A 26940-nucleotide genomic window follows, 5' to 3' on the forward strand; every position below is an offset into this window, starting at 1 on the left:
GACGGAAATCACGCTTGAACCGCCTGCAGCAGCGTGTCGAACAATGCGCGCGCGGTGGCGATGACTTGCGCGTTCGCCTTGTACGCCGCCTGGAGCCGGGTCAGTTCGGCGGCCTCGGTATCGATATCGACGCCGCCGACCGCGTCGCTCGCGCGCTGGGCGTCGTCGCGGACCGCGGTCGCGCTGGTGGCGAGCGCCTTGGTTTCGGACAGGGTGCTCGCGACCCCGGTGACAGTGGCGTCGAGGCTCGCCTCGATCGTGTTGCCGGTGCCACCCGCGAGGCGCTGGGCGACAAGCGCGCGGATGTTGCTGTTGTCGCCCGCGCCGTCGGTGTTGCGGGTAATGCGGAAGCTGTCGCCGACCGCGGGCTGGCCGCCGATCGTGAAAAGGAACCCGGCCCCGGCGATGCTCGAGCCGTCGATTACCGCGGTCCCGATCACCGTCGATGTCGCCGGATCGACGATGTCGGCGGTCGCGGCGCCGGTGACGACGATCCGGTAGGCGGGGAGGGCGGGGAGCCCCGCCGCCGCCGGGTTGACGCTGACCGCAAGCGCCCCGCTGCCGCTGTTCGCGCCATCGGCATCGGTCAGCCAGCGGCTAGCGGCGGCGACCTGCGACGGGTCGAGCGGGCGCAGGGCGATGCCCGCTGCGCCGCCGGTTGCAGCAAGGACGAAGCTGTCGCCCGCATTGGCCGTGCCCGCCGGGGTGACGGTGATGCCGTCGAGGTGGAGTGCGCCGGTGCCGGTCACCGTGCCGCTGCCGTCGCCACGTGCGAGCGTCCACGCGGTGCCGTCGAAACCGAGGACATACCCCGACGGCGCGATCGTCGCGGCATCGCCGACCGCGACGTCGATCGCCGCCGCGCCGCCGTTCGCCCTGCCGGGGACGACGTCGAGTGTCGTCGTCGCGAACAGCGCGGTGCCGTTAATCCCGGCGGCGTCGACCCCTGCCATGTTTTGGGCGTTCGCCACGGTGGCGAAGCGCGTCGCCAGCGCATCGACCGCGGTGATCGTCGCGGCGACTTTGCGCCCGGCCTCGACGAGCCCGGCTAGGCTGCCGCTTGCAGGCAGGCGGACGACGACGGGGTCGTGCGCCGGGTGGAGGACGACGTCGCCCGCCGCGCTGACCCCGATCGCGGTCGCGGTCGTGCCACTGACGAGGAGCGGGGCATTCGCGCCGTCGCCGAGGCGGACTTCGACAGTGCCGCGCCCGGTATCGGTGACGCCGATCCGGACGAAGGTGGCAAGGCTCGCGAGCGCCGCGTCGCGCTGGTCGAGCAGCGCCGCCCCCGCCTCGCCGGTCCGGCCGCTGCGGGTGACCGCGGCGTTTATCTGGGCGAGGCTGGTAGTGAGCTGGTTGACCTGCGCGACCTGCGTTGCGGTCGCAGCGCCGATGTCGGACGCGATTGCGCCGAGCGCGCTCGCGGTCGAGCGGAACGCCGCCGCGGTCTGGTCGGCGCGGTCGAGGAAGATCGTTCGTGCGGCGGTCGAGGCGGGGGTCGAGCTGAGGTCCTGCGCGGCGTCGAAGAAGCCGCCGATGCGCTTGGTCAGGCTCGCGGTGCCCGACCCGAGTGCCGACTGCAGCCGCGTCAGCCAGTCGGCGCGGGTCGTGATCCGGCTGAGGTCGCTGTCGGCATCGCGCGCCGCGCCGGTCTTGAGCGCGTCCGACGCGCGCCCGATATCGCCGACGGTGACGCCGTTGCCGCCGCCGACATCGCGCATCGCCGGTGCCCCCGCGCCTCCGGCGGCGGCGGTCTTCATCACGATGGTGCGGCGGACGTAGCCGGGCGTGTCGGCGTTGGCGACATTGTCGCCGACCACCGACAGCGCGGTCTGGTACGCCGCGATCCCCGACGCGCCGATGCTCAGCAGGTCGCTCATTGCGCGAGCAACCGGGCGACGCCGAGCGGGGCCTGCGTGGCTAGCGCCTCGGCGCGGAGCTGGTCGGCGAGGTCATTGAACGTCGCCCCGCCCTTGCCGGTGAGGTCGTCGCCGAGCGACGCCGCACGCGCCGACTTGAGCATCTGCGCGATGAAGAGGGATTCGAACTGGCGCGCGACCTTGGCGGTTGCGGGGTCGAGCTTGCGAGTGTTTCCCTCATTTTTATCGTCATCCCCGCGAAGGCGGGGACCCATCACCCCAAGGTTCGGTGGTGATGGGTCCCCGCCTTCGCGGGGATGACGACCGATAGTGGATCCGGCACCAATCATATCACCACCAGCTCCGCCCGCAGCGCGCCCGCCTGCTTCAGCGCCTCGAGGATCGCCACCAGATCCCCCGGCGCCACCCCGAGCGCATTGATCGCCTTGACCACCTCCGCCAGCGACGCCCCCGGAGCGAACAAAGCCACCCGCGCAACCGGCGCATCGGCGCTGACCGAACTGTGCGGCGTGACCACCGTCGTCCCGTTCGACAGCGGCGCCGGCTCGCTGACCTGCGCATCCTCGGTGACGCGGATCGTCAGATTGCCGTGGGCGATCGCGGTCGGCAGGACGCGGACGTTTGCGCCGATGACGACGGTGCCGGTGCGCGCGTTGATGACGACGCGCGCGGGCGGGGCGGCGGCGGCGATGTCGAGGTTCTCGATCCGGCTGGCGAGGTCGATCCGCTCGGCCATGCTCGCGCCGACCTCGATCGCGACCGTCACCGCGTCGACCGCGGTCGCCGTGCCCGGCCCGATCGCGGTGTCGATCGCCGCCGCGAGGGCCTTCGCCGTGCTGAAATCGGCGTCGTTCAAGTCGAGCAGCATCACCGCGCCGCCGCCGAACGGATTGGCGACCGCACGCTCGACCGTCGCCCCGCTCGGGATACGCCCCGACGACGGCGTGTTGACCACCAGCTTCGACCCGTCGCGCCCCTCGACGCCGAAGCCGCCGACCGCGAGGCTGCCCTGCGCCAGCGCATAGACCTCGCCGTCGGCCCCCTGCATCGGCGCCATCAGCAGCGTGCCCCCGCGCAACGACTTCGCCTTGCCGAGCGCCGAGACGGTGACGTCCAACCGCTGCCCCGGCTTGGCGAAGGCGGGAAGCTCGGCGGTGAGCATGACGGCGGCAGCGTTCTTGAGCCCCGGCGCGACCCCGGAGGGCAGCGCGACGCCGAGCCGCGCGGCGATGCTTTTCATGCTCTGGACGGTGTAGTCGAGGTTGTCGTCGCCGGTCCCGCTCAGCCCGACGACGAGGCCGTAGCCGGTGATGGCATTAGCGCGCAGTCCCTCGAAGCGGGCGATGTCCTTTACGCGGTCGGCGTGCGCGGGGTGGGCTGCGAACGATAGTCCGAGTGCGAGCAGCCCCCTCCACCATCGCGAGGGGGAGGAGCTAGAAAATCCTCCCCCGTCTTCGGAGGGGGACCATGCTCTTGCATGGTGGAGGGGGCAGGCTCCGATCACAACGGCGACACCTTCGCGAAGAACCGCGCCAGCCACCCCTGCCGCGTCGCGTCGGCGAGCTCGCCGCTCCCCGAATAGCGAATCCGCGCATCGGCGACCCGGGTCGAAGCCACCGCATTGTCGGGACCGATATCGTCGCCGCGGACCATGCCGGTCAGCTGCACCTGCTCCTCGCCGCGATTGAGCGTGACGCGCTTGTCGCCGGCGACGAGATAGACCCCGTTCGGCAGGATGCGCGCGATCGTCACGCTGATCTCGCCCGACAGGAGGTTGTCCTGCGTCGCGGTCCCCGAGCCCTTGAAGCTCGACGTGCTGCCACCCGACAGCAACCCCTTGGGAATGTATGAGAACGGTGCCGCGGTCGGCAGGGTCAGCGCCGCGCTGCCATCGCGCTTCGAATCCGCCGTCGCCGACTTGCGCGCGGTCATCCGCTCGGTCAGGCGGATCGTCAGCAGGTCGCCGACGCGGCGCGCGCGGTTGTCGCTGGCGAGCGCGATGAAGCGGTCGGCGCGGTACAGGCTCGCGGATGGTTCGGGCACGGCGAGGGCGGCGGCGGCGTAGGCCGGGGCGATCGGCGCGACGGTGCGGAACGCGGTGTCGGCGCAGCTGGCCAGCGTCAACAGCGCCGCCACCTCACATATTCTGCGTGACATATTTCGCCATTTCGTCCGCCGAATTGATCACCTTCGCGTTGACCTCGTACGCACGCTGGGTCTCGATCATGTCGACGAGCTCCTGCACCGTGCTGACGTTCGACGCCTCGAGCGAGCCCTGGCGGATCACCCCGCTGCCGTCGGCGCCCGCCGTTCCGACCTGCGCCGCGCCGCTTGCGGTCGTCGCGGTATACAGGTTGCCCCCGGCCGGCTGGAGCCCGGCGGGGTTGAGGAAGCGTGCGACCTGGATCTGGCCGACCTGCGTCGCCGTCGTCGCCCCCTGCAGCGTCGCCGACACCGTCCCGTCGGTGGCGATGACGATCTGCTGCGCGCCGTCGGGGATCGCGATCGGCGGGCTGAGCCGGTCGCCGTTGCCCATGACCAATTGGCCCTCGGCGTTCAACTTGAACGAGCCGTCACGGGTGTAGGCGGTGGTGCCATCGGCCTGCGTCACCGCGAAAAAACCGCTGCCCTCGATCGCCATGTCGAGCGCATTGTCGGTTTGGGTCAGCGCGCCCTGCGTGTGGATCTGCTCGGTCCCGGCGACGCGGACCCCGGTGCCGGTGCCGAGCCCGACCGCATAGTCCGAATTCGCTCCCGCTGGGTCGCCGGGGGATCGCCCCGACTGGTACATCAGCGTCTCGAAGCTCGCGCGATCCTTCTTGAACGCCGTCGTGTTGACGTTGGCGAGGTTGTTCGAGATCGCCTTCATCTTCTGATCGAGCGCATCGAGTCCCGATCGCGCGATCTGCAGGGCGGATGTCATGCGTCGTCTCCTTCGCTTTCTGGCCCCCCTCCCCTTCAGGGGAGGGGCAGGGGGTGGGGCAGTGCCTCGGACCCCACGGCGCGGCACTGCCCCACCCCGGGCCGCGCCAAGCGGCGCGTCTCTCGCCCCTCCCCTGAAGGGGAGGGGTTGGTCAGTTATCGAGCCGCATCAGCTTAGCCCCCGCTTCGTCGATCTCGCGCGTCGCGCTGAGCAGCTTCGCACTCACGTCGAACCCGCGCGATTGTTCGATCAGCTCGACCAGCCCGCGCGCGCTGTCGACGTTCGCCCCCTCGAGCGCGCCGGTCTGGAGCCGCACATCGGGCGCGGCATCGACGGCGTCGGCGCTGCGGAACAGCCCGGCGCTGTCCTTGTGTAGATCGCCCGGCGGCGGATCGACGAGCTTGATCCGGTCGACCACCGCGGGTGCCGCCGCTCCCGCCAGCCGGACGCTGACCGACCCGTCGGCGGCGATCGACGCGTCGCCCGCGGGGAGGGTGATGACCCCGGCGTTCCCGATCACCGGATGTCCGTCGCCGGTTTCGAGGACTCCCGTAGGGGCGATCCGTAGGTCGCCGCGCCGCGTGTACGCCTCCGCGCCGCCGCTCGCCTGCACCGCGATCCACCCCGGCCCCGACACCGCGACGTCGAGCGGCTGGCCGGTCGGGGTGATGTGGCCGGGGTCGGTGCTCGCGCTCGTCACCGCATCGTCGGCCTGGACCCGCGTCGCGCCCTCGGGACCGCCGAGGTAGCGGCTGGCAAGTGACGAGATCTCGCGGCGGAAGCCGGTGACCCCGGCGTTGGCGAGGTTGTTCGCGGTGACGCCCTGCGCCGCGAGGCGCGCGCGCATGCCGGTGAGGGCGGTGTAGATCAGGCGGTCCACAAAGCATCTCCCGCTCTTACTTCGTCATCCCCGCGAAGGCGGGGACCCATCACCCCGAATGTTGGGATGATGGGTCCCCGCCTTCGCGGGGATGACGAAGGCAAGTGTGGCGCGCGGCTCATCAATGGATCTGGATGATCGTCGTCAGCAGCGACGACGCGGTTTCGATCGTCTTCGCGTTCGCCTGAAAGCTGCGCTGCGCGGTAATCAGCCCGACGAGTTCGTCGGTCAGGTCGACGTTCGATCGTTCGAGGCTGCCCGACAGGATCGTGCCGAGCCCGTTCTGCCCCGCCTCGCCCGTGATCGGCGGCCCGGATTCGGGGCTGGTGACATAGCTCGCGTCGCCGGTCTGCTTGAGCCCTTCGGGGTCGCTGAACATCGCCACCGCGACCTTGCCGAGGACCTGGACGACGCCGTTGGTGAAGGTCGCCTGGACCTTGCCGCTGGCATCGACCGCGACCGACTGGAGCCGCCCCGCGCTGTAACCGTCCTGCGACGAGGCGACGACGGTGAATGGCCCCGACCGCTGCGTCGTCAGGGCCCCGGCGTCGAGCGACAGGCTGACCGCCGCGCCGCCGCTCGCGGGGGTGAAGGCGTCGAACGCGGCGGGGGTTGTCGGGCTCGTCAGCGCGCCGCTCGAATCGAAGCTCATCGGCACCCCCGCGGTCCCGCCACTGGTCAGCTCGGTCGTGCCGACGACGACGTGCGCGGTCCAATGGTGGAGCGGGTCGGTCGCGGTCGGCGTCGCGGTCTTGCTGTAATAGACCGTCGCCGCGAGCAGATTGCCGAGCGAATCGTAGACTGTCAGCGAGCTCGAACTGGCGAAGGTCGCGGCGTTCGCCGGGTCGAACGGCGCGGTCGTCACCGCCGCGCTCGCCGGCAGGTTGACGGCAAGCTTGATCGCCGTCGACGCCTTCGGTGCGCCCGAGGTCAGCGGCAGTTGCAGGCTCGTCGTCGCGGCGAGCGCGGTCGAGGTGACGCTGCCGTCGGCGGTCGTCGGGAAGACCTGGAGCCGCCGCCCGTCGGTGTCGACGACGAAGCGGTCGGCGTCGACCGCGAACGCGCCGTTGCGGGTGAACGAGGTCTGCGCGCCGCCGTTCGCGCTCTTGACGGTAAAAAAGCCTTGCCCGCTGATCGCCATGTCGAGCGCCGAGTCGCTCGTCGCGATCGCCCCCTGGCTCATCTGCTGGGTGACGCCGCGGACTGCGGTCCCCGACCCGATGATCCGCGCCGGGTCCTGCAGCGGGGTCGAGGCGATGATGTCGCCGAACTCGACGCGGCTCTTCTTGAAGCCGTTGGTCGAGGCGTTGGCGATGTTGTTGGCGATCGTCGACAGCTCGGTCTGCGCGCCATTGAGGCCGGTGAGGGCGGTGTAGAACGACATGGTCTTCTCCTGCGGCTGGCTCTTGTCTTGCGGCTGTGTTTGTCTTGCGGCTGTGCTTGATTTTCCTGTCATCCCCGCGAATGCGGGGACCCAAGGTCACTGACGGCGGTGACTTTGGGTCCCCGCGTTCGCGAGGATGACAGCGTTGTTCGGGCTCACGCCGTCGTCGCCTTCGCAGCGCCCGCTGCGATCAGCGTGTCGAGCTTCTTCGCGATGCCGGTCAGATCGACATTGGTCTCCGATATCCCGGTGACCGTCGACAGCTGAGCCAGCTGCGTCACGTATTCGCTGTTGTCGACCGGCTTGGTCGGGTCCTGGTTCTTCAGCTGCGCGGTCATCAGCGCGAGGAAATCGGACTGGCCGAGCGTCGTCCGGTTGGCGGCGACGCTCCCGGTCGCGGCGCTGCGGACCCCGGCGATGGCATCGGTCATGGCGTGATCCTCAGGGGTTGGGCGGTCATTTGCCGAGCTTGAGCGTGTCGAGCAGGAGCGTCTTCGCGGTCGCCAGCACTTCGACGTTGTTCTGGTACTGGCGCGACGTCTCCATCATCTCGACGAGCTCCTGGTTGACGTCGACCGCCGCGACGAAGACGTCGCCGTCGGCGTTGGCGAGCGGGTGGCCGGGGTCGTGGCGGCGTTCGGGTTGCGCGGTGCCGGTGGCGATCGCGGCGACGTCGACCGTCGCGCGGGATGCCCCGTCGAAGGTCGTCGCGAAGACCGGCTTGCGCGGCTGGTAGGCCGCCTCGGCCGACCCGGCGATGCTACCGGCGTTGGCGAGGTTCGACGCGGTGGTGTTGAGGCGGACGAGCTGCGCCGCCATCGCGCGACCGGCGATGTCGAAGACCGACAGCGGCTGGGCGGTGCCCATCATTCGCCCTTCAGCGCTTGCATGACGCCGGCGATGCGGCCGTTGAGGAAGCCGAGCGTCGTCCGGTACTGGACGGCATTCTGCGCGAACTGCGTCTGCTCGGTGGCGAGTTCGACGGTGTTGCCGTCGAGGCTGCTCGTCAGCGGCACGCGGAACTTGACCGCGCCAGGCTGCCCGTCGAGCGCGGCGCGGAAGTCGAGATCGCGCGCCTTATACCCGGGGGTCGCGGCGTTGGCGATGTTCGACGCGAGCAGGTCGAGCCGCTGTCCACGGACTTCGAGCGCCTTGCCGTGGATGCCGAAGCTTCGATCGATCAGGTCCATCGCGGAGGTTCCGTGTTGCTACCGGTCTCGCCGGTGCAACGATTGTGCCAACCGGGGATCACGCATGTGCCGGCGGTGTGCGGGCATGTGCGGACCGGGTGCGCCCGGCAGCTTCGCGCCGCCGACCGGCACCGGATTGCCGGTCGACGAGGCGGGTTCCTCGGCCCGGCGAACTGGCGCGATCCTTGCTGGACCTCCGCCGAGGGAGACCGAAGATGTTGCTCTATGCCGTTGCGATCGTTGCCCTGCAGGACCTCGCAGCACTTGAGGTCGAGGCAAGCGCCGTCGCGGGGGGCACGGTCGCGATCGACCGGCGCATCCACCTCGCGCAGTGCAACACCCCTCCGGCGATGACCCCGGTGAGGGGTGGCATCGGCCTCGCCTGTTCGCTCCCCATCTGGCGGATAGTCGTGCCGTTACAAATGGTTGCGCCGATCATCCACCGCGGCGATCCCGTCTCGGTGACCGCCAGCGGTGCGCATTTCGACGTCACCATCGACGGCATCGCCGAAGCCGACGCCGCCCCCGGCACCTCGATCCGCGTCAGGGACCGCAACGGCGGTCACCTGAGCGCCGTCGTCCGCCCCGACGGCAGCCTGTCGGCACCCGGCTATAACCTTCCGTAATCCGGCCGTTATTGTCTCCAAGACCCGCAGCCAGCGGGGGTAACACGTTGGAGAGACACGATGATTCATGGACTTGGCGGGCGCCTCCCGCCGATCGCAGCGCGCCCCGCCGCAACGACGACCCCGGTCGCAGCGTCCACCAGGGTAACGTCGGCAGCCCCCGACATCTCGGCGCTCGCCTCCGCCGTCCGCGACATGGCCTCAGCGCCGCCGGTCGATACCGCCAAGGTCGACCGCGTCAAAAACGCAATCGCCGCAGGGAGTTACAAGATCGCCCCCGAAGCGATCGCCGAGCGGATGATCGCGACCGACCTCCGTGCCTGACGCGTTCGGCGACCTGCTCACGGCAATACGCGACGAACTCGCCGCCCTCGACACCGGCGACGCCGCCGCGATCGAGCGCGCCACCGCCGCCAAGCTCGCTGCCCTTGGCGCGGCTCGAACAGGCGGCGCGATCCCGGTCGCCCGCCTCCACGAAGCCCGCGCGCTCAATGCCTTGGCCGCAACGCGGACCAACATGCTCCTCGCCGGGGTCGATCGCCGCCTCGCCGCGCTGACCGCCGCCGCCGGGCGCGGGGTCGCGATCTGCTACGGGCGCGACGGGCGGACGAGCGCCGCGCGATGACTGGCACGGTCCTTGCTCAGCCGAAAGCATGATCCCGCAAGCCGTGTCCTCCGCCAGCGCGGCAATCGCTGCCATCCGCCTCGCCACCGCGCGGCAGGGGATCGACTTCAATTACCTGTTTACTCAGGCGAAAACCGAAAGCGGCCTCGACCCCAACGCCGCCGCGCCGACGAGCAGCGCTCGCGGCCTGTTCCAGTTCACCGCCGGAACGTGGCTCGAAACGATCCGCAAACATGGTCGCGAGCATGGCCTCGGCGCAGCGGCGGCGGTCCTCGACGCCGGTGCCCCGATCGACCCGGCGACGCGAAGCGCGATCCTCGATCTCCGCCGCGACCCCACGGCGTCGGCCGACATGGCGGCAGCGTATGCTGCTGATAACGCCGCAAAACTATCCGCTGGGCTCGATCGACCCGCGACCGCCACCGACCTCTCGCTCGCACATTTTCTCGGCGCCGCCGGGGCCCTGCGCTTCCTCAAGGCCGACCCCGCCGGAACAGCGTCGGCGATCGTCCCCGCCGCTGCCCGCGCCAATCCGCGCATTTTCTTCGCCGCCGACGGCAGTGCGCGATCGGTCAGCCAAGTCTACGACCATTTCGCCGCGATCTTCGGCGGCAGACCGGTGCCGCCCACCGGCACCGGTCTGCCGGTCGCGCGCCAGCCCGGTGTCCAGTTTGCCGCCGCCCCCGACGCCGCGCGCATGGTCTACCTTCAACTCGCCGAGCTGTCGGCATAATGGCGGCGTTCGCCCTTCCCACGCTCGGAAGCGTCAACCCGCGCGCCGCGCTGCTGCCGGTCGCGATCCTGTCGCTCGTCATGCTGATGGTCGTTCCGATACCGCCGGTGCTGCTCGACATCTTCTTCGTCGCCAACATCATCGTCGCGCTCGCGGTCCTGATGGTCGCGATCAACGCCCAGCGCCCGCTCGATTTCTCGTCGTTTCCCAGCGTGTTGCTGTTCGCGACCTTGCTCCGGCTGGCGCTCAACGTCGCCTCGACCCGCGTCGTCCTCGTCAACGGCCACAAGGGCACCGCGGCCGCAGGACAGGTCATCGAGGCGTTCGGCAAGTTCCTCATCGGCGGCGATTACGTCGTCGGGCTGTTCGTCTTCGCGATCCTGCTGATCATCAATCTCGTCGTCGTCACCAAGGGGGCGGGGCGGGTGTCGGAAGTGTCGGCGCGCTTCACCCTCGACGCGATGCCGGGCAAGCAGATGGCGATCGACGCAGACCTCAACGCCGGGCTGCTCACCGCCGACGAGGCGCGCACCCGCCGCGCCGACGTCGCGACCGAGGCCGATTTCTACGGCTCGATGGACGGCGCGTCGAAGTTCGTGAAGGGCGACGCCGTCGCGGGGTTGCTGATCCTCGGCATCAACATCGCCGGCGGGCTGATCCTCGGCATGTTCCGCCACGGCCTGTCGATCGGCGATGCGGCGTCGATCTACCTGCTCCTCGCGATCGGTGACGGGCTGGTCGCGCAAATCCCGGCGCTGTTGCTGTCGATCGCGGCGGCGATGATCGTGACACGCGTCTCGTCGAGCCTCGATCTCGCCGGACAGGTCACCAGCCAGTTCGCCAGTGCGCGCGCGTGGACCCCGATCGCCGGGATCATGGGGCTGCTCGCGCTCCTCCCCGGGATGCCGCACCTGATCCTGCTCGCCGCGACCGCGATCGCCGGGACGCTCGCGTGGAAGTTGTCGCGGCCCAAGCCGGTCGCCGTGCCGGTCGAGGCACCGCGGAGCGCCGACGCGGCGATCGACTGGAGCGACGTCGCCGACACCGCGACGATCGGGCTCGATCTCGGCTACGGCCTGATCGGCATGGTCGACGAGAAGACCGGGCCGCTGATGGCGCGGATCACCGGCATCCGCCGCCAATTGTCGAAGGCGCTCGGCTTCGTCGTGCCGCTGGTCCGCGTCCGCGACAGCATCGCGCTCGGGCCGTTCACCTACCGCATCCTGATCGACGGCGTCGTCATGGCCGAGGACGAGGTCTTCCCCGACGACCTGCTCGCGCTCGAAGCCGGGCCGATCGACGTGCCCGTCGCCGGGCGGGTGTGCAAGGACCCGAGCTTCGGGCTCGACGCGCGCTGGATCGACCCCGCCGAGCGCGATCTCGCGACCGGCGCGGGCTATACCGTCGTCGATCCGTCGACCGTCATCGGCACGCACCTCAACCATATCCTGACGGTGCAGGCGCATCTGCTGCTCGGGCAGGACGAGACGCAGAAGCTGCTCGACACGCTCGGCGAGGCGCACCCGCAGCTCGTCGCCGGGCTGGTGCCGAAGCTGCTGCCGCTCGCGACGGTGACCGCGGTGTTGCAGCGGTTGCTCGAGGAGTGGGTCCCAATCCGCGATGTGCGGCGGACGATCGGTAGCCTCGCCGCGGTCGCTTCGCGGACGAGCGACCCCGGCGAACTCGCTGAACTTGTTCGAACCGGGTTGGGCGGCGCGATTGTCCAAACCCTCTGCGGTCTCCGCGAACCGTTGCTCGCGATCACCTTCGATTCCGCGCTCGAGGACCTGCTCGCGGCGGCGGTGCGGGCCGGCCCGGGATCGCTCTACCCGTTCGAACCGGCGCTTGCGGCGCGCGTCGTCGCGGCGGTGCGCGATGCCGCCGCGCCGCTCGCCGCCACCGCCGCGCGCTTCGCCGTCGTCACCACGCCACTGCTCCGCCGGCCGGTCTACGGCCTGCTCAAGGGGCACCTCCCCGAAGGCTGCGCGGTGCTGTCGATCCACGAAATCCCCGACGCCAAGACCGTCGACGTCACCGCCGTCGTTGGCGGTCCCTCAACAGGAGCCTGAACATGGACGCACGCCTCGGGCTCGAAATTGGCGTCTACGCCCCCGCGCGGCTGGTCCGCACCGACCCCGAACGGCTGGTGCAGAGCCACCTCGGCCTCGTCCGCAAGATCGCGTGGCACGTGCATGCGCGGGTTTCGAGCGCGATCGAGGTCGAGGACTTGATCCAGATCGGCATGATCGCGCTGATCGAAGCGGCGCGCGGGTTCGAGGATCGGGGACACGCCGCCTTCGCCACCTACGCCACCGTCCGGGTGCGCGGGTCGATGATCGACCAGTTGCGCAAGTCGGCGACTTTGGTCCGCTCGGCGATCCGGCGGCGGCGCGAGTTCGGCATCGCGCGGGCCTCGCTCGAAGGGCTGCTCGGGCGTCCCGCGACCGACGAGGAGATGGCCGAGCGCGTCGAGATGACGATCGACGCGTACCGGACCGCGGCGAACGCGACGCATGCGGTGCGCTACGAATCGATCGACGATGTCTATTCGGATCACAGCGAGTGGTTTGCCGACGATACGCCGAGCGCGTTCGACGCGTTGGCGCGTGGCGATCTCAAGCGCGCGATCAGCACCGCGGTAGGCAACCTCCCCGAGCGCGAGGCGCTGGTTCTGCAGCTTTATTACGTCGAGGAAATGAACCTCGAGGAGATCGGGCAGGTGCTCGATGTCGGTGCGGCGCGGGTCTGCCAGATCAAGAAGGCGGCGCTCGACAAGCTGCGCGTCAAGCTTAGCGGCTTCGATGCCTAGTGCGGCGCAACCAGCCCGACCGCGTGGAGGACGACCGCTTCGGCGATCATCACAGCCAGCCAATAGCCGCATTCGGCGGCGACCGCCCCAGCCGCAATGCCGCGTGAGCGGAGGCTGACGACGGCAGCGGGAACGACGAAGCCGATCCAAATGACGACCGCACTGCCGATCGCCATGACCCACGCCCCGGCCTTGGGCGGCGCGAGGATCAGGGCCCCGGCGAGGATCGCGGTCAGCCACGCCTCGGCGACGAAATTGGTAATCGTCAGGCCGAGTGCGATCCGTCCGCGCCGCCCCGCCGCCGCGTGATACGCCGCGCCGACCGCGAGGCCGATGAGCGTCGTGACGATAATCTGCCAGCCGTTCTGGACGATGTAGATCATGTCGCTCTCCGTCGCATGGTGCGGGCTGAAGAACGCGCTGCTTTGCCTAAGGCTGCGGGGCGCGATGCCGCGCCAGCCCTCAGCCTCCGGCGGCGCGGATGAGCGCTGCCATGACCGTACCGAAGCCGACGATGACGCCGAGATAGATGGTGATGAACGTCGCAGCCGAGCCGGCACGATCGGCGAGGTCGCTGCGGAAGACTGCGTCGCGGGGCATCAAGAACGGCGACGAGCGTTCGGGATCGATCATGGCAAATCTCCTTGGGCGCTTGGGTCAGCCGCGCAGCGCGTCGATCACGGCGACGACGGGAACCATGAGTGCCGCCGCGCCGAGGATCGTCAGCGACGCCGAGGCGGCGCATCGATCGATCAGGCATGGCCGGTCGCGAGCGCCGTCCACAGGTTGAGTAGGTTTCCGCTTCGCCACGCGAAGGCCTCCGTTGACCGTCGCCAAACACGCAGCGACCAGACCGATATGGGCCGGTCGGGCATTGGTTTGCCATGCGGGAAGCCGGGCCGCGCATAAGAACGGCGTATAGATTGCCGATCGTGCTTGCCTGCGCCAGATAGCCCGGGCTTAGGTCGCCGATGATGGTTCTCGACGATCTCGAACAAGTCGGGCTGTTGCTGTTTGTTGCGGCGGTGGTCGCGATCGCGACCCAGCGCTTCCGCCTGCCGTACAGCGTCGGCCTGGTTGCGGCGGGTATCGGGCTCGCGGTGGCACCGATCAGCCTCGACCTCAAGTTGTCGCGCGAGTTGATCTTCTCGATCTTCCTGCCGCCGATCGTGTTCGAGGCGGCGCTCAACCTTCACTGGCACGACCTCCGTCGCAACGCGCCGCTGCTCGCGATGTTCGCGAGCGCCGGGGTTATCGTCGCGGCGATCGTCGTCGCGGCGGGGATGCACTTCCTCGCCGACTGGAGCTGGGCGGCGGCGGCGCTGTTCGGCGCATTGATCGCGGCGACCGATCCGGTGTCGGTAATCGCGACGTTCAAGAACGTGACGATCGATCCGCGTCTCCATTTGCTCGTCGAGGGCGAGAGCCTACTGAATGACGGTACTGCCGCGGTTGCTTTCGCCGTCGTCCTCGCCGTTGTCGCCGGGCAGCACGCTGAACCGGATGCGATCGGCTGGCTCGTGCTGCGGATGGTCGCCGGCGGGATTGCGTGCGGCGTTGCTGTCGCGTTCGGCCTGCTGCTCCTCGCGGGGCGGACCAAGGACGTCCTCGTCGAACTGACGCTGACAACGTTGATCGCGTACGGCTCGTTTCTCCTTGCCGACGCCGGTGGCATGTCGGGTGTGCTCGCGGCGCTGACCGCGGGGATCATCGTCGGCAATTCGGGGACTCTCGGCGCGATCTCGGCGACCAGCCGCGCCTCGTTGATCAACTACTGGGCGTATGTCGCCTTCCTCGCCAACTCGCTGATCTTCCTGCTGATCGGCGCGCAAATAGCCCGCCAGCCGTTCACCGACGTCATCGGCCCGGCGGCGATCGCCATCGTCATCGTCCTCGTCGGCCGCGCCGTCGCGATTTACGGCCTGTCGGGGCTATTCGCGTGGAGCCGCCAGCGCGTCGAACTTCGTCACCAGCACGTCCTCGTCTGGGGCGGATTGCGCGGAGCCCTCGCGCTCGGGCTCGTCTTCGGGCTGCCGCTCGACCTGCCGGGACGCGGACAGATCGTCACCGTGGCGTTCGCGGTGGTCGCCTTCTCGATCGTCGTCCAGGGGCTGACGATGACGCCGCTGCTGCGTTGGCTCAAGCTGATCGGCGAATAGGCTCGCGTTCGCTGCGCCTCAAGCCGGGAGCAAGGTCCGGCGGACAGCGCTTCGCCAGCCTTCGACCAGGCGCGTGCGCTCGTCCTGCTCCATAACCGGATCGAAGCGCCGGTCGCGGTGCCAGATCCGTTCGATCGACGCGAGATCCTCCCATACTCCGGTCGCCAGCCCTGCCAGAAAGGCTGCACCCATCGCCGTCGTCTCGACGATCGAGGGGCGCTCGACCGGCGCGTCGAGAATGTCCGCGAGGAACTGGCACAGCCAGTCGTTGACCGCCATTCCGCCGTCGACCCGCAGCGCCGAGGCCGACGGCCCGGCATCGGCCACCATCGCGTCGATCAGGTCCTTCGTCTGATACGCGACCGACTCGAGCGCTGCCCGGGCAAGGTGCGCGTCGGTCGAATCGAGCGTCAGGCCGCAGATCAATCCGCGCGCGCTCGGGTTCCAGTACGGCGCGCCGAGACCGACGAAGGCGGGTACCATGTAAACGCCGTGACTGTTCGGCACGCGCGTCGCCATGTCGTGCGTTTCGGAGGCACGGGTGATGATCTTGAGCCCGTCGCGCAACCACTTGACCCCGGCACCGGCGACGAAGATCGAGCCTTCGAGCGCGTAGGTGGTCTTGCCCTTCAGCCGGTAGGCCGGGGTGGTGAGCATGCGATTGTTGGATCGAACCGGCTTTTCGCCGACGTTCATCAGCAGGAAGCAGCCGGTGCCGTAGGTCGACTTGGTCATCCCGGTGCGGAAGCAGCACTGGCCGAACAACGCCGCCTGCTGGTCGCCTGCCATCCCGGCGATCGGGATGGCGCCGCCGAGAATGTCGGGGTCGCTATGGCCGAAAATGTGCGCGTTATCCTCGACGCTCGGCAGGATCGACGCCGGAATGTCGAAGAGACGGAGGAGCTCGTCGTCCCACTCCTGCCGGACGATGTCGAACAACAAGGTGCGGCCGGCGTTGGTCGGATCGGTCGCATGGACCTTGCCGCGGGTCAGCCGCGACAGCAGGAAGCAGTCGATCGTGCCGAAGGCGAGTTCGCCCCGCGCCGCGCTTCCACGTGCGCCCGGGACATTGTCGAGGATCCACGCCAGCTTGGTCGCCGAGAAATACGGGTCGAGGAGGAGCCCGGTCTTGGCCGAGACCAGTTCTTCTGCACCGTCGGCCTTGAGCTGCGCGCAGACGTCGGCGGTCCGGCGATCCTGCCAGACGATGGCATTGTGGATCGGGCGCCCGGTCGCGCGGTCCCAGACGATGACGGTCTCGCGCTGGTTGGTGATGCCGATGGCGGCAATGTCGGCGATGTCGATCCCGGCGCTCGCGACGGCTTGGCGCAGAACCGCGACTGTATCGTGCCAGATATCTTCCGGATCATGCTCGACCCAGCCGCCTTGAGGGTAATGCTGGGCGAACTCGCGTTGCGCGGTCGCGACCGGGGTCGCGGTCGAATCGAACAGGATGCAGCGGGTCGACGTCGTGCCTTGGTCGATCGCCAGGATATACGGCGGCTGGGGCATGAGAGGTCGCTTTCATCGGTGGGTTGTCGGATTGCCGTGCCCGCGATGACGCAAAGCCGACGCTAACTAATTGAGCAAAAAGAAGAAATAACAGTTCGACGATCTGTAATGCCAGGTCTCCGCGCTGTGCCGACGACCGTCACGCGGGCTAAGTTCAAAATAAGTTCACACTAAAACGTATGTTTTGCGTTTCGCCTTCCCTGCGGAATGCCTGAAAAACCAGCAATGAGAAAGAACACGCACCGCCCGTTGGCGACCTGAAGTGCTAGCGCGCTTCGAGGGGTGTAGGACAGGGGAAAATGGCAGGTTCCCGGCGGCTTCCGCCCAACCTGTAATCGGCGCGGCGTTACCGCGCCTGCGCCTCGCCAGCGGCCAGCATATCGCCTCGCTGAACGGCAACAGCGACTGCACCCGACCGATCGACCGTTATGGCGAGCGCATTAGCCATATCCGGTGCGCCGGGCAGGTTGGCGATGCGGTTGCGCGGCGCGTTCTTCTCCGGCCCGCTCCGCGTCGCATAATGGAGTTGCCAAAGCTCCTTGAGACGCGGCGACGCCATCGCCGTGTCGAATGTCGCGGCGTCGCCACCCTTGGTCGGGCCGTTGGCGACGACGATGAAGCGCGGTGCGACGGAGTCGAGCAGCGCCGGGCTGTTGCTGAGATCGCTGCCGTGGTGGGTTGCCACCATCAGGTCGATCGGCCCGATCAGGTCGACCGGGCAAACCAGCCGGTTTTCCACGTTCCACGTCGTGTCACCGAGCGACAGGATGCGCGCCTTGCCCCATGTCGCGAGGAAGCCGATCGAGCGCGGGTTCTCCTCCCCGCCGTTGGCGTCCTTGGTCGTCGTTCGGTCACAGCCGACGCCAGGCTTGCCGCCTTGCGCCAGCGGGTGGGTGATCACTTGCCCGTCGGCGTCGACCGCATTGAGGACAAGCCCGTCGATTTTCAGCGTTGCTCCCGGCTGCATGACGATGTGCTTCCGCCCAGCGATCGCGGCGAGATATTTTGGGTAGAGGGTCGCGGTCGCCGTCGTCAGCTGCTCCGCCGTCGCGCCCGATGGCGGCACCTCGCGGTTCGGACCGTGGTCGACGAATGTCCCGACTGGGATCAGCGCGAGAAGGTCCTGCACCCCGCCGACATGGTCGACGTGATAATGCGTGACGAGGACATAATCGATCCGGCTGAGCCCGAGCGCCTTCGCCGCGCGGACGATGCGCTCGGCGCTGCTCGTCGCCGGTGGCGGCATCGCACCGGCAGCGACCGCCGGGCCGCCCATGCCCTTCGGCCAACCCGTATCGACGAGCAAAGAATGTCCCTCGGGCGTGACATAAAGCGTCGCCGAGCCGCCCTCGACGTCGACGAGGACCATCCGCAGCGTGTCGCGCGGCGCGGCGCCGCCGAGCGCCAATGCCGCCGCGCCGATCAGGATGGCATGCTTCATCATCGGTCCTTCTTGTCGGTCGAGAACACATAGTCGGTGACCGAATGGAACACTGCGCCGGGGCGGAGGACGGTCGTCGGAAATTCGGGGCGGTTCGGACTGTCGGGGAAGTGCTGAGTTTCGAAGGCGATCGCATCGCCCTGCCGCAGGGTTCGCCCATTCGCGCCGGGGGTGCCGCCGCTGAAATGATTGGCGGTGTAGATTTGCACGCCGGGTTCGGTGGTGCGGACCTCGAGGCGGCGTCCGCTTTTCGGATCGTAGAGCCTGACCGCGAGCGGCACCGCGGCACCGGGCTCGCCATCGAGCACGAAATTATGATCGAGGCCGCGCCCCAGCATCATCTGCGGATGCGTCGAATAGACTCGCTCGCCGATCCGCGTCGGCTTGCGGAAATCGAAGGGCGTGCCCGCGACCGGGGCAAGATCGCCGGTCGGGATCTGCGTGGCATCGGTCGGCGTATAGCGGCTCGCGTGAACTTGCAGGATCTGGTTGTAGACCGGCCCGGAGGCCGCGCCACCGATGTTGAAATAGCTGTGGTTGGTCAGGTTGATGACGGTCGGTTTGGTCGTCGTCGCGCGATAGTCGATCCGCAAATCGCCGTCGTTGTCGAGCGCGTAGGTCATGTGGACGGTGAGCTGGCCGGGGAATCCGCCCTCGCCATCGGCGGCGACATAGGTCAGCTCGGTCCCGGCAACCCCTGCGCGTTCGTAGGTCGTTGCCTGCCACAGGCGGCTTGCGAAGCCAGTGGGGCCGCTGTGGAGCACGACCCTGGTTACCGGGTCCGCGCCGTCGATCTTGTAGAATTTGCCGTCGAGGGTGAAGCCGCCGCTGGCGATGCGATTGGCGTAACGCCCGACGACGCTGTTGAACGTCCCGGCCGTGTCCCAGGCGGCAAAGTCGGGTTCGCCAAGGACAATATTATCGATCCGGCCGGTGCGGTCGGGTGTTTCGATCGACAGGATCGCGCCGCCGCGCGTCGAGACGCGGACGGTGGTGCCGGTATCGTTGCGCAGCGTGATGACCTCGACTGCCTCGCCGTTCGCCGATGTCCCGAACGGTGCGCGGCTCGCCGAGACGGCATGTCCGGGCGTGGCGGCAAGCACGGCAACGACCGCTGCGAGAATTGGGACCCGAACCATCGACTGCTCCCCGTCCCCGCCGCGGTGGTTCGCAGCCCGGTCTGGTCGAACCGCTGTATTCAGAAGACGCCTCTTGCTTGTCAAGGCAGCGCAAGGTCGGGGGTAGACGGCCGGGCGTCGGGGATTACCAATTACCGCCTGCCGGCTTGGGCGGGTGTGACGCGCGATGGTCGCGCAAACGGCTTGATGCGATCGCCTGTCTTGGGCATCTGTATACAGTCGGTCGGTGCGGCGAGGCTGAAGTGCAGGCGACAGATTCGGGATTGCGCGGACGGGTCATCGGCGGGGCGGCGATCGGGTTGGTCGCGTTGAGCCTCGCAGTGGTGCCGGATTCGGGACGAGCGCAGGGACGCGCCGATACGCCGACCAACCCTTATGCCGGCAACCGCGCGATGGCCGCCGCCGGCGCCACGCTGTTCGCGCAAACGTGTGCCGCCTGTCATGGCGAAGGCGGGGCAGGGAGTGCGCGGGCACCGGCGCTGAACGGCTCGCTCGCGCACGGCGACGAGGCGTACGACATCTTCCGGACGATCCACGACGGCGTGCGCGGCGCGGCGATGCCGAGCTTTTCGGCGCTGCCGGCGAACGAGATCTGGAAGCTCGTCACCTACATCCAGAGCCTCGGGTCGAAGCCCGTCGCGTCCGCCGCCGTCGCCGTCGCGGCGCGACCCGCGGGCGATGCCGCCGCCGGTGCGCGGCTGTTCTTCGCGGCGGGCGGCTGCGGTGGCTGCCACGAGATCAATGGCCGCGGCGCCGTCGTCGCCAGCGATCTCTCCGACATCGGGCGCAAGCCGATTGCGGCGATCCGCAGCGAAGTGCTGCACGAGCCGCCGTCACGACCGCCGCGCGATCCGTTCAGCGTCGCCGACGTGACCCTGATGGACGGCTCGACCGTGAACGGCGTGATCAAGCGCCGCGACACCTTCACGCTGCAGCTGCAGCAGTCCGACGGCGCGTTCATCCTGCTCGACAACGCGCGGGTTCGCACGGTGAAGGTAACGGCGACCGGCGGCCCGCGCGATACCGGCGAACGGCTCGGGGCCAGCGGTGTCGATGCGCTGGTCGCGTATCTGGCGCAGCAGAAGCGGCGCGATTTCACGCAGACGATCATGGCGAAGCTTCCCGCGGGCCTTCCCGCCAGGCGCATCGCCGCGGCGGACGAACCGCACAACTGGCTGACCTATTGGGGGGACTACCGGGGCCAGCATTTCTCGCCGCTGACGCAGGTTTCGACCGCCAACGTCGCGACACTGCAGCTGCGCTGGACCGCATCGCTTCCCGGTGAGAGCCCGTTGCAAACGACTCCGCTGGTCGTCGACGGCATCGTCTATACGAGCGGGCCTCCGGGCGATGTCTATGCGCTCGATGCGCGGACCGGTCAGCAATTGTGGAAGTTCAGCCGGGCACAGGACGTCCGCAATCCGTACCAGATCAACCCGTCGAACCGCGGCGTCGCCGTGCTCGGATCGCGGGTGTTCTTTAACACGCTCGACGACAACCTCATCGCGCTCGATGCGCGGTCAGGGCGCGAACTGTGGGAGCATCGCCTTGCCGACACGATGCGCGGCTACACGATGACCGGCGCACCGCTCGCGCTCGGCGACCGGATCGTCGTCGGCATGGCGGGGGGCGAGGAGGGGGTCAGCGGCTTCCTCTCGGCGTTCGATCCGGCGACCGGCGCGCAATTGTGGCGCTTCGACACGATCCCCGGCCCGGGCGTTCCCGGTCACGAAACCTGGACCGGCGACAGCTGGAAGACCGGCGGCGGCGCGACGTGGCTGACCGGCAGCTACGACGCCGACCTCGACCTCGTCTATTGGACGGTCGGGAATCCCGGGCCCGACTTCAACCCCGTCGTCCGCCGCGGCGACAATTTATACACCGACTCGGTCATCGCGCTCGACGCAAAAACCGGGCGGCTCAAATGGCATTACCAGTTCACGCCGAACGACAGCCACGACTGGGATGCTGTCGCCGGCCTCGTCCTCGCCGACCGCGTCGTCGACGGCCGCCCGCGCAAGCTGCTGCTGCACGCCGATCGCAACGGCTTTTTCTACACCCTCGACCGGACCGACGGCGCCTTCGTCTCGGGCAAGAATTTCGTCAGGCAGACGTGGAACGCCGGCTTCGACGCCAATGGCCGCCCGCAGGTCCGCGCTGACTCGGTTGCCACCCGGAGTGGCCAGCGCGTTTTCCCGGCGGTCGGCGGGACCAATTTCCAGGCCCCGTCGTACGACGCGGCGAGCGGGCTGCTCTACCTCGCGTTCCAGGATGCCGAGGGCTTCGCCAGCTACGGCGACGAGAAATACGAGCCCGGCAAGCAGTATCGGGCGGGCGGAAAGGTCGCCTCGCCCGAACCGCGCGTCGAGCCGGTGCAGGGCATCATGGCGCTCGATACCGTCACCGGTGAGAAGCGCTGGACCTTTCCCCTGACGCGCACGTCGCTGTCGGCGGGAGTTCTCGGCACGCGCGGCGGGCTGGTGTTCGCGGCCACTGCCGAGGGCTGGTTCATCGCGCTCGACGCCGCGACCGGCAAGCCGTTGTGGAAGGTGCAGACCGGCGGCCCGATCAGCGCATCGCCGATCAGCTATGCGGTCGGCGGCGAGCAGTTCGTTGCGATCGCCGCGGGCAACACGCTGATGAGCTTCGCGCTGCCCGCGAGCACGGCCGCCCGGTAACCGCCCGGGTCACGGCGCTGCTGGGCGCAGGCCGTAGAGCGCGTGGTGGGTCAGGATGAACAGCGTCGCATTGTCCTTGCCGCCGAAGACGAGCTGGAGCGGGCGGTCGGGGACGTCGATCCGCCCGACCTCGCGGCCGTCGCTGTCGTAGACGAACACCTGCCCGTTGGCGACGTAGACGCGCCCATTCTTGCCCGCGACGACGCTCTCGCCGCCCCGGTCAGCGAAGGGGCGGAGGTTGGTCACGACCCCGTTTTGCCCCACCGTGCCGCTATAGGTCCGGTCCTCCGACCCGTTCGTGAAGAAGACGCGGGCGCCTGGCTCAGCGGCGACGAAGCCGTAAGTGTCGAGCGAATCCGAGAAGCGCCAGCCGCGGAAATCGTCAGGCCCCTGACGGATCGCGCGATACGCCGGGAGCATCAGGCTGCCATCGGGCGAGACGTAGTGGCGCAGCTTGGCCACGGCCATGTCGCGCGTGAACATCGCGGCGAGCGTCGGGAAGCGCAGGGTTTGCGGGTCGATCTGGTCCTTGAACTCGCCGTTGGTCCACGTGTTGACCGGGAGCAGCGTTCGCGTCCCCGCCGGAACGGTCGCGTCGCTCGCTGCAATGACCGTGATCGCCCCGTCCGGCCCGCCGGGCTTGAAGCTATAGACGCTCCCCGCGTGCCCGTCGGACGACAGCACCAGCAGATCGCCCGAGCGCGCGACCGCGAGGTTGACCGGATCGAGCGAGCTCTGCTGGACGATCGTCAGCTTGCGCGCGTTCGACCAGCCGTAGATGCGCTGCTGACGGTGATCGACGAAGTAGAGCGTCCCGTCGGGCGCGGCGGCGGCTCCCGAGATCGAGTAGAAACCGTCGGCGAGCTTTTCGAGCTTCGCACCGGCAGGGTAGATCGACGGCTCCCCCGCGACCGGCGCGGCGGGGACGTCGAGCGTGGCGAACTCGCGCTCGCGCACCGCAAGGCCGTGGGTCAGGTCTTGGACCGCGTCGCTATACGGAAACTTGCTTGCGCGCAGGTAGGTCGCGCAGCCTTCGTCGTCGCACAGTCCGATCCCGCTCTCGGCGTTCACGTGGACATTGCGGAAGCGGATGTTGGCGGAGTTGTAGAGCTTCACCGCGCTCGCGGCGGGCTTGACCGTCCGCGTGACGCGATACGCGTGGTAGTTCGCGACAAGGATGTCGTGTGAATCGTTAATCTCGAGCGACACCGTATCGGGGCCTTCGCCGGCCTCCTCCTCGGTCTGCGGCGCGAGCAACTCCCAATTGGCGACGCGGTCGAGGACGATCTCGGTGCGGACGTGGTGCTCGCTCGATAATTCGTAGACATGCCCCGGCGTCGTCGTGTCTGATACATACATCCCGGCCTGTGCGTAGGTGTTGGGCGACCAGATGTTCGAGAACGTCCCGCCGCCGCCGCGCGTCACCCACAGGCTCGGATATTGCGCGTCCCAGCGCTTCATCGGGTCGGGGTCGCCGCTGTGGTTGGCGTTGTACGGATCGACGCGCGTGCCGTCGGGCAGGTCAGTTCCGTGGCCGCCCTGGAACTTGACGTCCTCGACCAGCGACCCGGCGCCAGCGGTCCAGAGCAAGCCGGTGGCGCGCGGGTTGATCCCCCCGGTGGCGATACCGAGCCCCGAGACGATCGCAGTGCCGCCGTCGGCGGACGCGATCACCGCCTTTGGCGCGCCGACACCCTGATACGCCGGCGTCCGATCGGGCAGCACAATCTGGGTGAGGCTGGGGTGGAGGCCGATCAGCACGGTGTCGGGTTTGAGCCGCAGCGTGTCGCTGACGACATAGCGGCCCGCCGGGAAATATAGCACGCGGTGGCTGTCGATCGCGGCCTGGAGCGCAGCGGTGTCGTCGGTCGCATTGTCGCCCTTCGCGCCGAGCGTGCGAACGTTGGTCCACTCGCCGGTCGCCGGGAGCGAGGGCAGGGCGGACGGCGTAGAGGACGGCGGCGACGTCACTTTCTCGGCATTAATTACTGTCGTGATCTTCCCCATCTGGCCGAGTCCCGGCACCGCGAGGCCATGGTTGAACGCGGCGACACGATAGCTCGCGCCTTTCCCGACTATGGTCTTGCCGCTGTCGCGGAAGCGCGCGAATACCGGGGTGGCGGTGGCGACGGCGTTCTCGAAGCCGATCTGGGTGTAGGCGCTCGCCACGTTCGAGATGACGACACCGGCGCGGGCGACGCGGTCGAAGCGGACGTTCTTGCCCCACAGCCAGTCGTTATATCCGGCGTCGATGTCGATCCCGACGGGCACGTTGCGGATTGCGACATTGACCAAAGTCAGCCCCGCCTGATGCTCGCGGATTGCCGCGTCGCGCTGGCCGTCGAAGGTCGAATCGAGCAGGGTGAACTGCCACGCGGGGGAGGTGTTTTCGGTCAGGATGCCGTAGCGCCCGCCGCGGAAATGGAGATCGCTGGCGAGGTTGGCGACCTGATAGATGCCGGCGAGGCCCGACCCGAGATCGAAGTCGATGTGGCTGAGATAGGCGTGCTGCGCGGCGTGGAAGCGGATTGCAGTTGCCGCCGGATTGCCCTTGCCGATCGCGAAGTCGACGTTGCTGACGGCCGAGTAGAAGGTGCTCGGCGTCGCGTCGGCAATGTTAGGGTCGAACGGCACACTGCTCGGGGGCGGGAAGGCGACGTGCTTGACCTCGCCGCGGTGCGCTCCGGCGAAGAACAGCATGTTGGCGATTCCGTGCTGAAAGCCCGGCGTCCTGTCGCCGAGGACGATCATGGGCCGCGTCGCGCCGACGCCGAATAAGCGGACGCCGGGCCACAGGAAGATCGTGCGGGTGATGCGGTACCGCCCCGATGGCACGAAGACGATCCCGCCGCCGCCCTTCGCTGCGGCGGTGTCGATCGCGCTCTGAAGTGCCACTGCGTCATCGGTGCGCCCGTCACCGCGACCCGCAACGGTGACCGCGCGCGCATCGTCGGGGGCGGTCTGGAACACCGATGGCCCGGCGGCGGCCGCTGCCGGGACAGCGACGAGGGCGAGGACAAGCGCGGTCCTAATCATGCGGGACGTTCCTCATGCGACGGCGGACAAAAAGGCGTCCCGGCCTTGCGGCCGGGACGGAGTCTTCAGGGGTGACGATAGCGGATATTCGGCGCGATGCCGCGGTCTCCGGTCAGAAGTTGTAGCGGACGCCGACACGGAACAGCCGCCCGAGCGTGTCGTAGAGCGCCTGGTTGATGTCGATGCCGGTGTTGGTCTGCGGCGACGGCGTCGGGTCGCGGTCGAGCACGTTGTCGATCTTGAAGTAAGCGGTGAACTTCTTGGTCAGATTATACGATCCGCCCACGTCGAGATAGAAAGCGCCGGGCATGAAATTGCTGTCGATCGTCGGGTGCTGCGTGTTCTGCAGCGCAGTCCGGCCGACCGGGCAGGTGCCCGCGCTGCACACGACATACTCCTGCGCGTAGACGCCGTCGCTGAACCAGCGCTGCTGGAGGTTGAAGCTGAAGCGGTCGGTGCTCCAGCCTTCGGTCAGCAGCACCTTCCATGACGGCGTGTTGCCGGCGTTGACCCCCGCGCTCTGGATCGGGATCGTCCCGGGCACGCCCGGATCGGTGATGAAGTTCTTCACGTTGGTCGCCAGCCCGCGCAGGACGAAGTCGCCCGGCACGCCGATTTTGTCGGCGTGGAACTGGTAGCTCGCCTCGATGTCGAAGCCGTCGGTAAAGATCGAGGCGAGGTTGAAGGCCTGAAGATTGACGAACGGAGTGCCGCTCGTCGGCGCGAGGTTGAAGGCGCCGCACAGCGAGGTGATACCGCTGTAGCAGAGGTTGACCTCCTGCTGTGCGCCGAGGGTCGAGATGACGCCGTTGACCTTGATCCTGTAGTAATCGAACGATGCGCTGAACCCCGGCAGCCAGCTTGGCCGCGACAGCACGATGCCCGCGGTCGTGTTACGCGCGATTTCTGGCTTGAGCGCGGTATTGCCGATCGCGTTCTGCAGGACCGTTAGCGTCGCGGGGACGCCGGCGGGGCGGTTGGGGTCGGGGTTGGTGAAGTTCGGCAGCGTCGTCGTGATCGGGGCGGCGAACAGTTCCGACAGGTTCGGCGCGCGGACGTCGCGCGAGGTGACTGCGCGCAGGCGGATGCCCTCGATCGGCGTGTCCCACGTCCCGCCGACCTTCCACGTATAGACCGTTCCGGAGGTGCTGTAGTTCGTCACGCGACCGGCGACGTCGAGGTTGGCGCTGCCGAGCTTGTCCGACTTGAGGAACGGCAAATTGACCTCAACGAAGCCCTCGGCGACGTGATAGCTGCCGGTGCCGTTGTGGTAATTGCCGGCATACCAGTTGGCACCGTTGGTCGAGAGCAACGGATCGGCGGGGTAATTGGCGCTATACTGGCTCTGCGGAGCGACGCCGTTGCCGTAGGGATCGCCGACGACCTTGTAGTACTCGTTACGATACTCGGCACCGGCAGCGATCGAGACCGGACCTGCCCAGAGGTTGAGCGGGGAGCCGCTGAAGCTGAAGCTTGCCGCGTCCTGTGTCTGGCGCGTGTGCTGGAACGGTCCCTTGCCCGGCTCGATATATTGGAGCGCGGCGGTGCTCGGAGCCGTACCCCCGATGATGTCGATCGGGACGCAGCCGTTCGCCCGTGCGATTGGATCGGCGCAGACGATCTGGCCGTTGAGCGTGATCGCCTGGATCGCGGCGTTGTAGCGGGGTGTCAGCGTGATGTTCTTGACATTGATGTCGGTGATGTTCTCGCCGTGCTCGTACGAGGCGTCGTAGGTCCAGCTCGTGCCAAAGACCTGCACCTTGCCGTCGGCACCGATCACGCCGCGATACTGCTTGCGCGTCGGATAAACGGTGATGTTCTTCGGTAGTTCGCCGTTGCTGGTGCCGAACTGGAACTGCGTGATCCCTGCGGTCGCGCACGCCGCCAGGATCGACGCGGGAACGAAGGGGTTCGAACATTGCAGC

Annotated in this window: 26 protein-coding genes; 9 read left to right on the plus strand and 17 right to left on the minus strand. The window is 68.4% G+C overall.

Translation table 11 applies throughout. From position 1 onward, the window contains the following. Positions 1-8: 8 nt before the first annotated feature. The 10 genes from flgK to KTC28_RS09765 form a co-directional block, all read right to left on the minus strand. On the minus strand, positions 9-1880 hold the full coding sequence (gene flgK, locus KTC28_RS09720) for a flagellar hook-associated protein FlgK (protein ID WP_216708717.1): 1872 nt from the start codon (positions 1878-1880) through the stop codon (positions 9-11). Further along, positions 1877-2134, minus strand: a complete 258-nt coding sequence (locus tag KTC28_RS09725; protein ID WP_216708718.1) for a hypothetical protein — start codon at positions 2132-2134, stop codon at positions 1877-1879. Before KTC28_RS09725 ends, flgK begins: the two co-directional genes overlap by 4 nt. Before the next feature lie 71 nt (positions 2135-2205). Beyond that, complete coding sequence (locus KTC28_RS09730) at positions 2206-3285, minus strand: flagellar basal body P-ring protein FlgI (protein WP_216708890.1); 1080 nt, start codon at positions 3283-3285, stop codon at positions 2206-2208. A gap of 95 nt (positions 3286-3380) precedes the next feature. Next, positions 3381-4016 carry a flagellar basal body L-ring protein FlgH gene (locus tag KTC28_RS09735; RefSeq protein WP_216708719.1) on the minus strand — a complete coding sequence of 212 codons (636 nt, stop codon included), beginning with the start codon at positions 4014-4016 and terminating at the stop codon, positions 3381-3383. A gap of 1 nt (position 4017) precedes the next feature. Next, positions 4018-4803: a flagellar basal-body rod protein FlgG gene (gene flgG / locus KTC28_RS09740; protein WP_216708720.1), complete on the minus strand. Its 786-nt coding sequence runs from the start codon at positions 4801-4803 to the stop codon at positions 4018-4020. Between the two features lie 151 nt (positions 4804-4954). Then, entirely contained in the window at positions 4955-5683 is a 729-nt protein-coding gene (locus KTC28_RS09745; protein WP_216708721.1) for a flagellar basal body rod protein FlgF, read from the minus strand. Between the two features lie 121 nt (positions 5684-5804). Further along, complete coding sequence (locus KTC28_RS09750) at positions 5805-7067, minus strand: flagellar hook protein FlgE (RefSeq protein ID WP_216708722.1); 1263 nt, start codon at positions 7065-7067, stop codon at positions 5805-5807. Positions 7068-7222: 155 nt separating this feature from the next. Continuing rightward, positions 7223-7498 (minus strand): flagellar hook assembly protein FlgD, encoded by a 276-nt coding sequence (locus KTC28_RS09755; RefSeq protein WP_216708723.1) that lies wholly within the window; start codon positions 7496-7498, stop codon positions 7223-7225. Positions 7499-7523: 25 nt separating this feature from the next. Continuing rightward, a complete protein-coding gene (gene flgC, locus KTC28_RS09760; RefSeq protein ID WP_216708724.1) occupies positions 7524-7934 on the minus strand; it encodes a flagellar basal body rod protein FlgC in 411 nt (136 codons plus the stop codon). Then, positions 7934-8257: a flagellar basal body rod protein FlgB gene (locus KTC28_RS09765; RefSeq protein ID WP_216708725.1), complete on the minus strand. Its 324-nt coding sequence runs from the start codon at positions 8255-8257 to the stop codon at positions 7934-7936. Before KTC28_RS09765 ends, flgC begins: the two co-directional genes overlap by 1 nt. A gap of 215 nt (positions 8258-8472) precedes the next feature. On the opposite strand from KTC28_RS09765, the gene KTC28_RS09770 reads away from it, so the two are divergent. The 6 genes from KTC28_RS09770 to fliA are packed head-to-tail and all read left to right on the plus strand — an operon-like array spanning position 8473 to position 13050. Next, positions 8473-8883: a flagella basal body P-ring formation protein FlgA gene (locus KTC28_RS09770; protein WP_216708726.1), complete on the plus strand. Its 411-nt coding sequence runs from the start codon at positions 8473-8475 to the stop codon at positions 8881-8883. Between the two features lie 60 nt (positions 8884-8943). Further along, the gene (flgM, locus tag KTC28_RS09775; RefSeq protein ID WP_216708727.1) at positions 8944-9207 is read left to right on the plus strand and encodes a flagellar biosynthesis anti-sigma factor FlgM; all 264 of its coding nucleotides are present in this window, start codon (positions 8944-8946) and stop codon (positions 9205-9207) included. Beyond that, entirely contained in the window at positions 9200-9508 is a 309-nt protein-coding gene (locus tag KTC28_RS09780) for a hypothetical protein (protein ID WP_216708728.1), read from the plus strand. The genes flgM and KTC28_RS09780 overlap by 8 nt, the downstream gene beginning before the upstream one ends. A gap of 28 nt (positions 9509-9536) precedes the next feature. Continuing rightward, positions 9537-10241, plus strand: a complete 705-nt coding sequence (locus KTC28_RS09785; RefSeq protein WP_216708729.1) for a lysozyme family protein — start codon at positions 9537-9539, stop codon at positions 10239-10241. After that, positions 10241-12310, plus strand: coding sequence for a flagellar biosynthesis protein FlhA (flhA, locus tag KTC28_RS09790; RefSeq protein ID WP_216708730.1), 2070 nt, complete (start codon positions 10241-10243; stop codon positions 12308-12310). The genes KTC28_RS09785 and flhA overlap by 1 nt, the downstream gene beginning before the upstream one ends. Positions 12311-12312: 2 nt before the next feature. After that, positions 12313-13050, plus strand: coding sequence for an RNA polymerase sigma factor FliA (gene fliA / locus KTC28_RS09795; protein ID WP_216708731.1), 738 nt, complete (start codon positions 12313-12315; stop codon positions 13048-13050). Here fliA and KTC28_RS09800 read toward each other — a convergent pair. The 3 genes from KTC28_RS09800 to KTC28_RS09810 all read right to left on the minus strand — a co-directional run bounded on the left by KTC28_RS09800 (position 13047) and on the right by KTC28_RS09810 (position 13860). Further along, the gene (locus tag KTC28_RS09800; protein WP_216708732.1) at positions 13047-13433 is read right to left on the minus strand and encodes a hypothetical protein; all 387 of its coding nucleotides are present in this window, start codon (positions 13431-13433) and stop codon (positions 13047-13049) included. The genes fliA and KTC28_RS09800 overlap by 4 nt on opposite strands. A 79-nt stretch (positions 13434-13512) precedes the next feature. Then, positions 13513-13683 carry a hypothetical protein gene (locus tag KTC28_RS09805; RefSeq protein ID WP_216708733.1) on the minus strand — a complete coding sequence of 57 codons (171 nt, stop codon included), beginning with the start codon at positions 13681-13683 and terminating at the stop codon, positions 13513-13515. 24 nt (positions 13684-13707) lie between these two features. Beyond that, positions 13708-13860 (minus strand): hypothetical protein, encoded by a 153-nt coding sequence (locus KTC28_RS09810; protein WP_216708734.1) that lies wholly within the window; start codon positions 13858-13860, stop codon positions 13708-13710. 161 nt (positions 13861-14021) lie between these two features. Here KTC28_RS09810 and KTC28_RS09815 point away from each other — a divergent pair, with 161 nt between their 5' ends. Next, positions 14022-15209, plus strand: a complete 1188-nt coding sequence (locus KTC28_RS09815) for a cation:proton antiporter (RefSeq protein WP_255601891.1) — start codon at positions 14022-14024, stop codon at positions 15207-15209. Positions 15210-15227: 18 nt separating this feature from the next. On the opposite strand, the gene glpK is transcribed toward KTC28_RS09815, so the two are convergent. The 3 genes from glpK to KTC28_RS09830 form a co-directional block, all read right to left on the minus strand. Next, the gene (glpK, locus tag KTC28_RS09820) at positions 15228-16721 is read right to left on the minus strand and encodes a glycerol kinase GlpK (RefSeq protein WP_216708735.1); all 1494 of its coding nucleotides are present in this window, start codon (positions 16719-16721) and stop codon (positions 15228-15230) included. A 346-nt stretch (positions 16722-17067) separates the two neighbouring features. After that, positions 17068-18165: a ComEC/Rec2 family competence protein gene (locus KTC28_RS09825; RefSeq protein ID WP_216708736.1), complete on the minus strand. Its 1098-nt coding sequence runs from the start codon at positions 18163-18165 to the stop codon at positions 17068-17070. Beyond that, entirely contained in the window at positions 18162-19301 is a 1140-nt protein-coding gene (locus KTC28_RS09830; RefSeq protein ID WP_216708737.1) for an aldose epimerase family protein, read from the minus strand. Before KTC28_RS09830 ends, KTC28_RS09825 begins: the two co-directional genes overlap by 4 nt. A gap of 242 nt (positions 19302-19543) precedes the next feature. Between KTC28_RS09830 and KTC28_RS09835 the strand changes: the two genes are divergently transcribed. Next, positions 19544-21979: a PQQ-dependent dehydrogenase, methanol/ethanol family gene (locus KTC28_RS09835; protein WP_216708738.1), complete on the plus strand. Its 2436-nt coding sequence runs from the start codon at positions 19544-19546 to the stop codon at positions 21977-21979. 9 nt (positions 21980-21988) lie between these two features. Here the strand turns inward: KTC28_RS09835 and KTC28_RS09840 are convergent, their stop codons facing one another. Next, positions 21989-25015, minus strand: coding sequence for a glycosyl hydrolase family 28-related protein (locus KTC28_RS09840; protein ID WP_216708739.1), 3027 nt, complete (start codon positions 25013-25015; stop codon positions 21989-21991). On the opposite strand from KTC28_RS09840, the gene KTC28_RS23550 reads away from it, so the two are divergent. Then, positions 25014-25505 carry a PH domain-containing protein gene (locus tag KTC28_RS23550; protein WP_369426589.1) on the plus strand — a complete coding sequence of 164 codons (492 nt, stop codon included), beginning with the start codon at positions 25014-25016 and terminating at the stop codon, positions 25503-25505. The two genes, KTC28_RS09840 and KTC28_RS23550, sit on opposite strands and share 2 nt — an antisense overlap. Positions 25506-26940 lie beyond the last annotated feature (1435 nt).

It is taken from the genome of Polymorphobacter megasporae (assembly GCF_018982885.2).
Lineage (GTDB): Bacteria > Pseudomonadota > Alphaproteobacteria > Sphingomonadales > Sphingomonadaceae > Polymorphobacter_B > Polymorphobacter_B megasporae.

What these genes read in the sequence shown, in the direction of transcription:
- flgK (WP_216708717.1), bottom strand. Translation starts at nt 1,880, where the DNA reads ATGAGCGACCTGCTGAGCATCGGCGCGTCGGGGATCGCGGCGTACCAG.
- KTC28_RS09725 (WP_216708718.1), bottom strand. Translation starts at nt 2,134, where the DNA reads ATGGGTCCCCGCCTTCGCGGGGATGACGATAAAAATGAGGGAAACACT.
- flgG (WP_216708720.1), bottom strand. Translation starts at nt 4,803, where the DNA reads ATGACATCCGCCCTGCAGATCGCGCGATCGGGACTCGATGCGCTCGAT.
- KTC28_RS09750 (WP_216708722.1), bottom strand. Translation starts at nt 7,067, where the DNA reads ATGTCGTTCTACACCGCCCTCACCGGCCTCAATGGCGCGCAGACCGAG.
- KTC28_RS09755 (WP_216708723.1), bottom strand. Translation starts at nt 7,498, where the DNA reads ATGACCGATGCCATCGCCGGGGTCCGCAGCGCCGCGACCGGGAGCGTC.
- flgC (WP_216708724.1), bottom strand. Translation starts at nt 7,934, where the DNA reads ATGGGCACCGCCCAGCCGCTGTCGGTCTTCGACATCGCCGGTCGCGCG.
- KTC28_RS09765 (WP_216708725.1), bottom strand. Translation starts at nt 8,257, where the DNA reads ATGGACCTGATCGATCGAAGCTTCGGCATCCACGGCAAGGCGCTCGAA.
- KTC28_RS09770 (WP_216708726.1), top strand. Translation starts at nt 8,473, where the DNA reads ATGTTGCTCTATGCCGTTGCGATCGTTGCCCTGCAGGACCTCGCAGCA.
- flgM (WP_216708727.1), top strand. Translation starts at nt 8,944, where the DNA reads ATGATTCATGGACTTGGCGGGCGCCTCCCGCCGATCGCAGCGCGCCCC.
- KTC28_RS09785 (WP_216708729.1), top strand. Translation starts at nt 9,537, where the DNA reads ATGATCCCGCAAGCCGTGTCCTCCGCCAGCGCGGCAATCGCTGCCATC.
- flhA (WP_216708730.1), top strand. Translation starts at nt 10,241, where the DNA reads ATGGCGGCGTTCGCCCTTCCCACGCTCGGAAGCGTCAACCCGCGCGCC.
- fliA (WP_216708731.1), top strand. Translation starts at nt 12,313, where the DNA reads ATGGACGCACGCCTCGGGCTCGAAATTGGCGTCTACGCCCCCGCGCGG.
- KTC28_RS09800 (WP_216708732.1), bottom strand. Translation starts at nt 13,433, where the DNA reads ATGATCTACATCGTCCAGAACGGCTGGCAGATTATCGTCACGACGCTC.
- KTC28_RS09805 (WP_216708733.1), bottom strand. Translation starts at nt 13,683, where the DNA reads ATGATCGATCCCGAACGCTCGTCGCCGTTCTTGATGCCCCGCGACGCA.
- KTC28_RS09815 (WP_255601891.1), top strand. Translation starts at nt 14,022, where the DNA reads ATGATGGTTCTCGACGATCTCGAACAAGTCGGGCTGTTGCTGTTTGTT.
- glpK (WP_216708735.1), bottom strand. Translation starts at nt 16,721, where the DNA reads ATGCCCCAGCCGCCGTATATCCTGGCGATCGACCAAGGCACGACGTCG.
- KTC28_RS09825 (WP_216708736.1), bottom strand. Translation starts at nt 18,165, where the DNA reads ATGATGAAGCATGCCATCCTGATCGGCGCGGCGGCATTGGCGCTCGGC.
- KTC28_RS09830 (WP_216708737.1), bottom strand. Translation starts at nt 19,301, where the DNA reads ATGGTTCGGGTCCCAATTCTCGCAGCGGTCGTTGCCGTGCTTGCCGCC.
- KTC28_RS23550 (WP_369426589.1), top strand. Translation starts at nt 25,014, where the DNA reads ATGCGGGACGTTCCTCATGCGACGGCGGACAAAAAGGCGTCCCGGCCT.
- KTC28_RS09840 (WP_216708739.1), bottom strand. Translation starts at nt 25,015, where the DNA reads ATGATTAGGACCGCGCTTGTCCTCGCCCTCGTCGCTGTCCCGGCAGCG.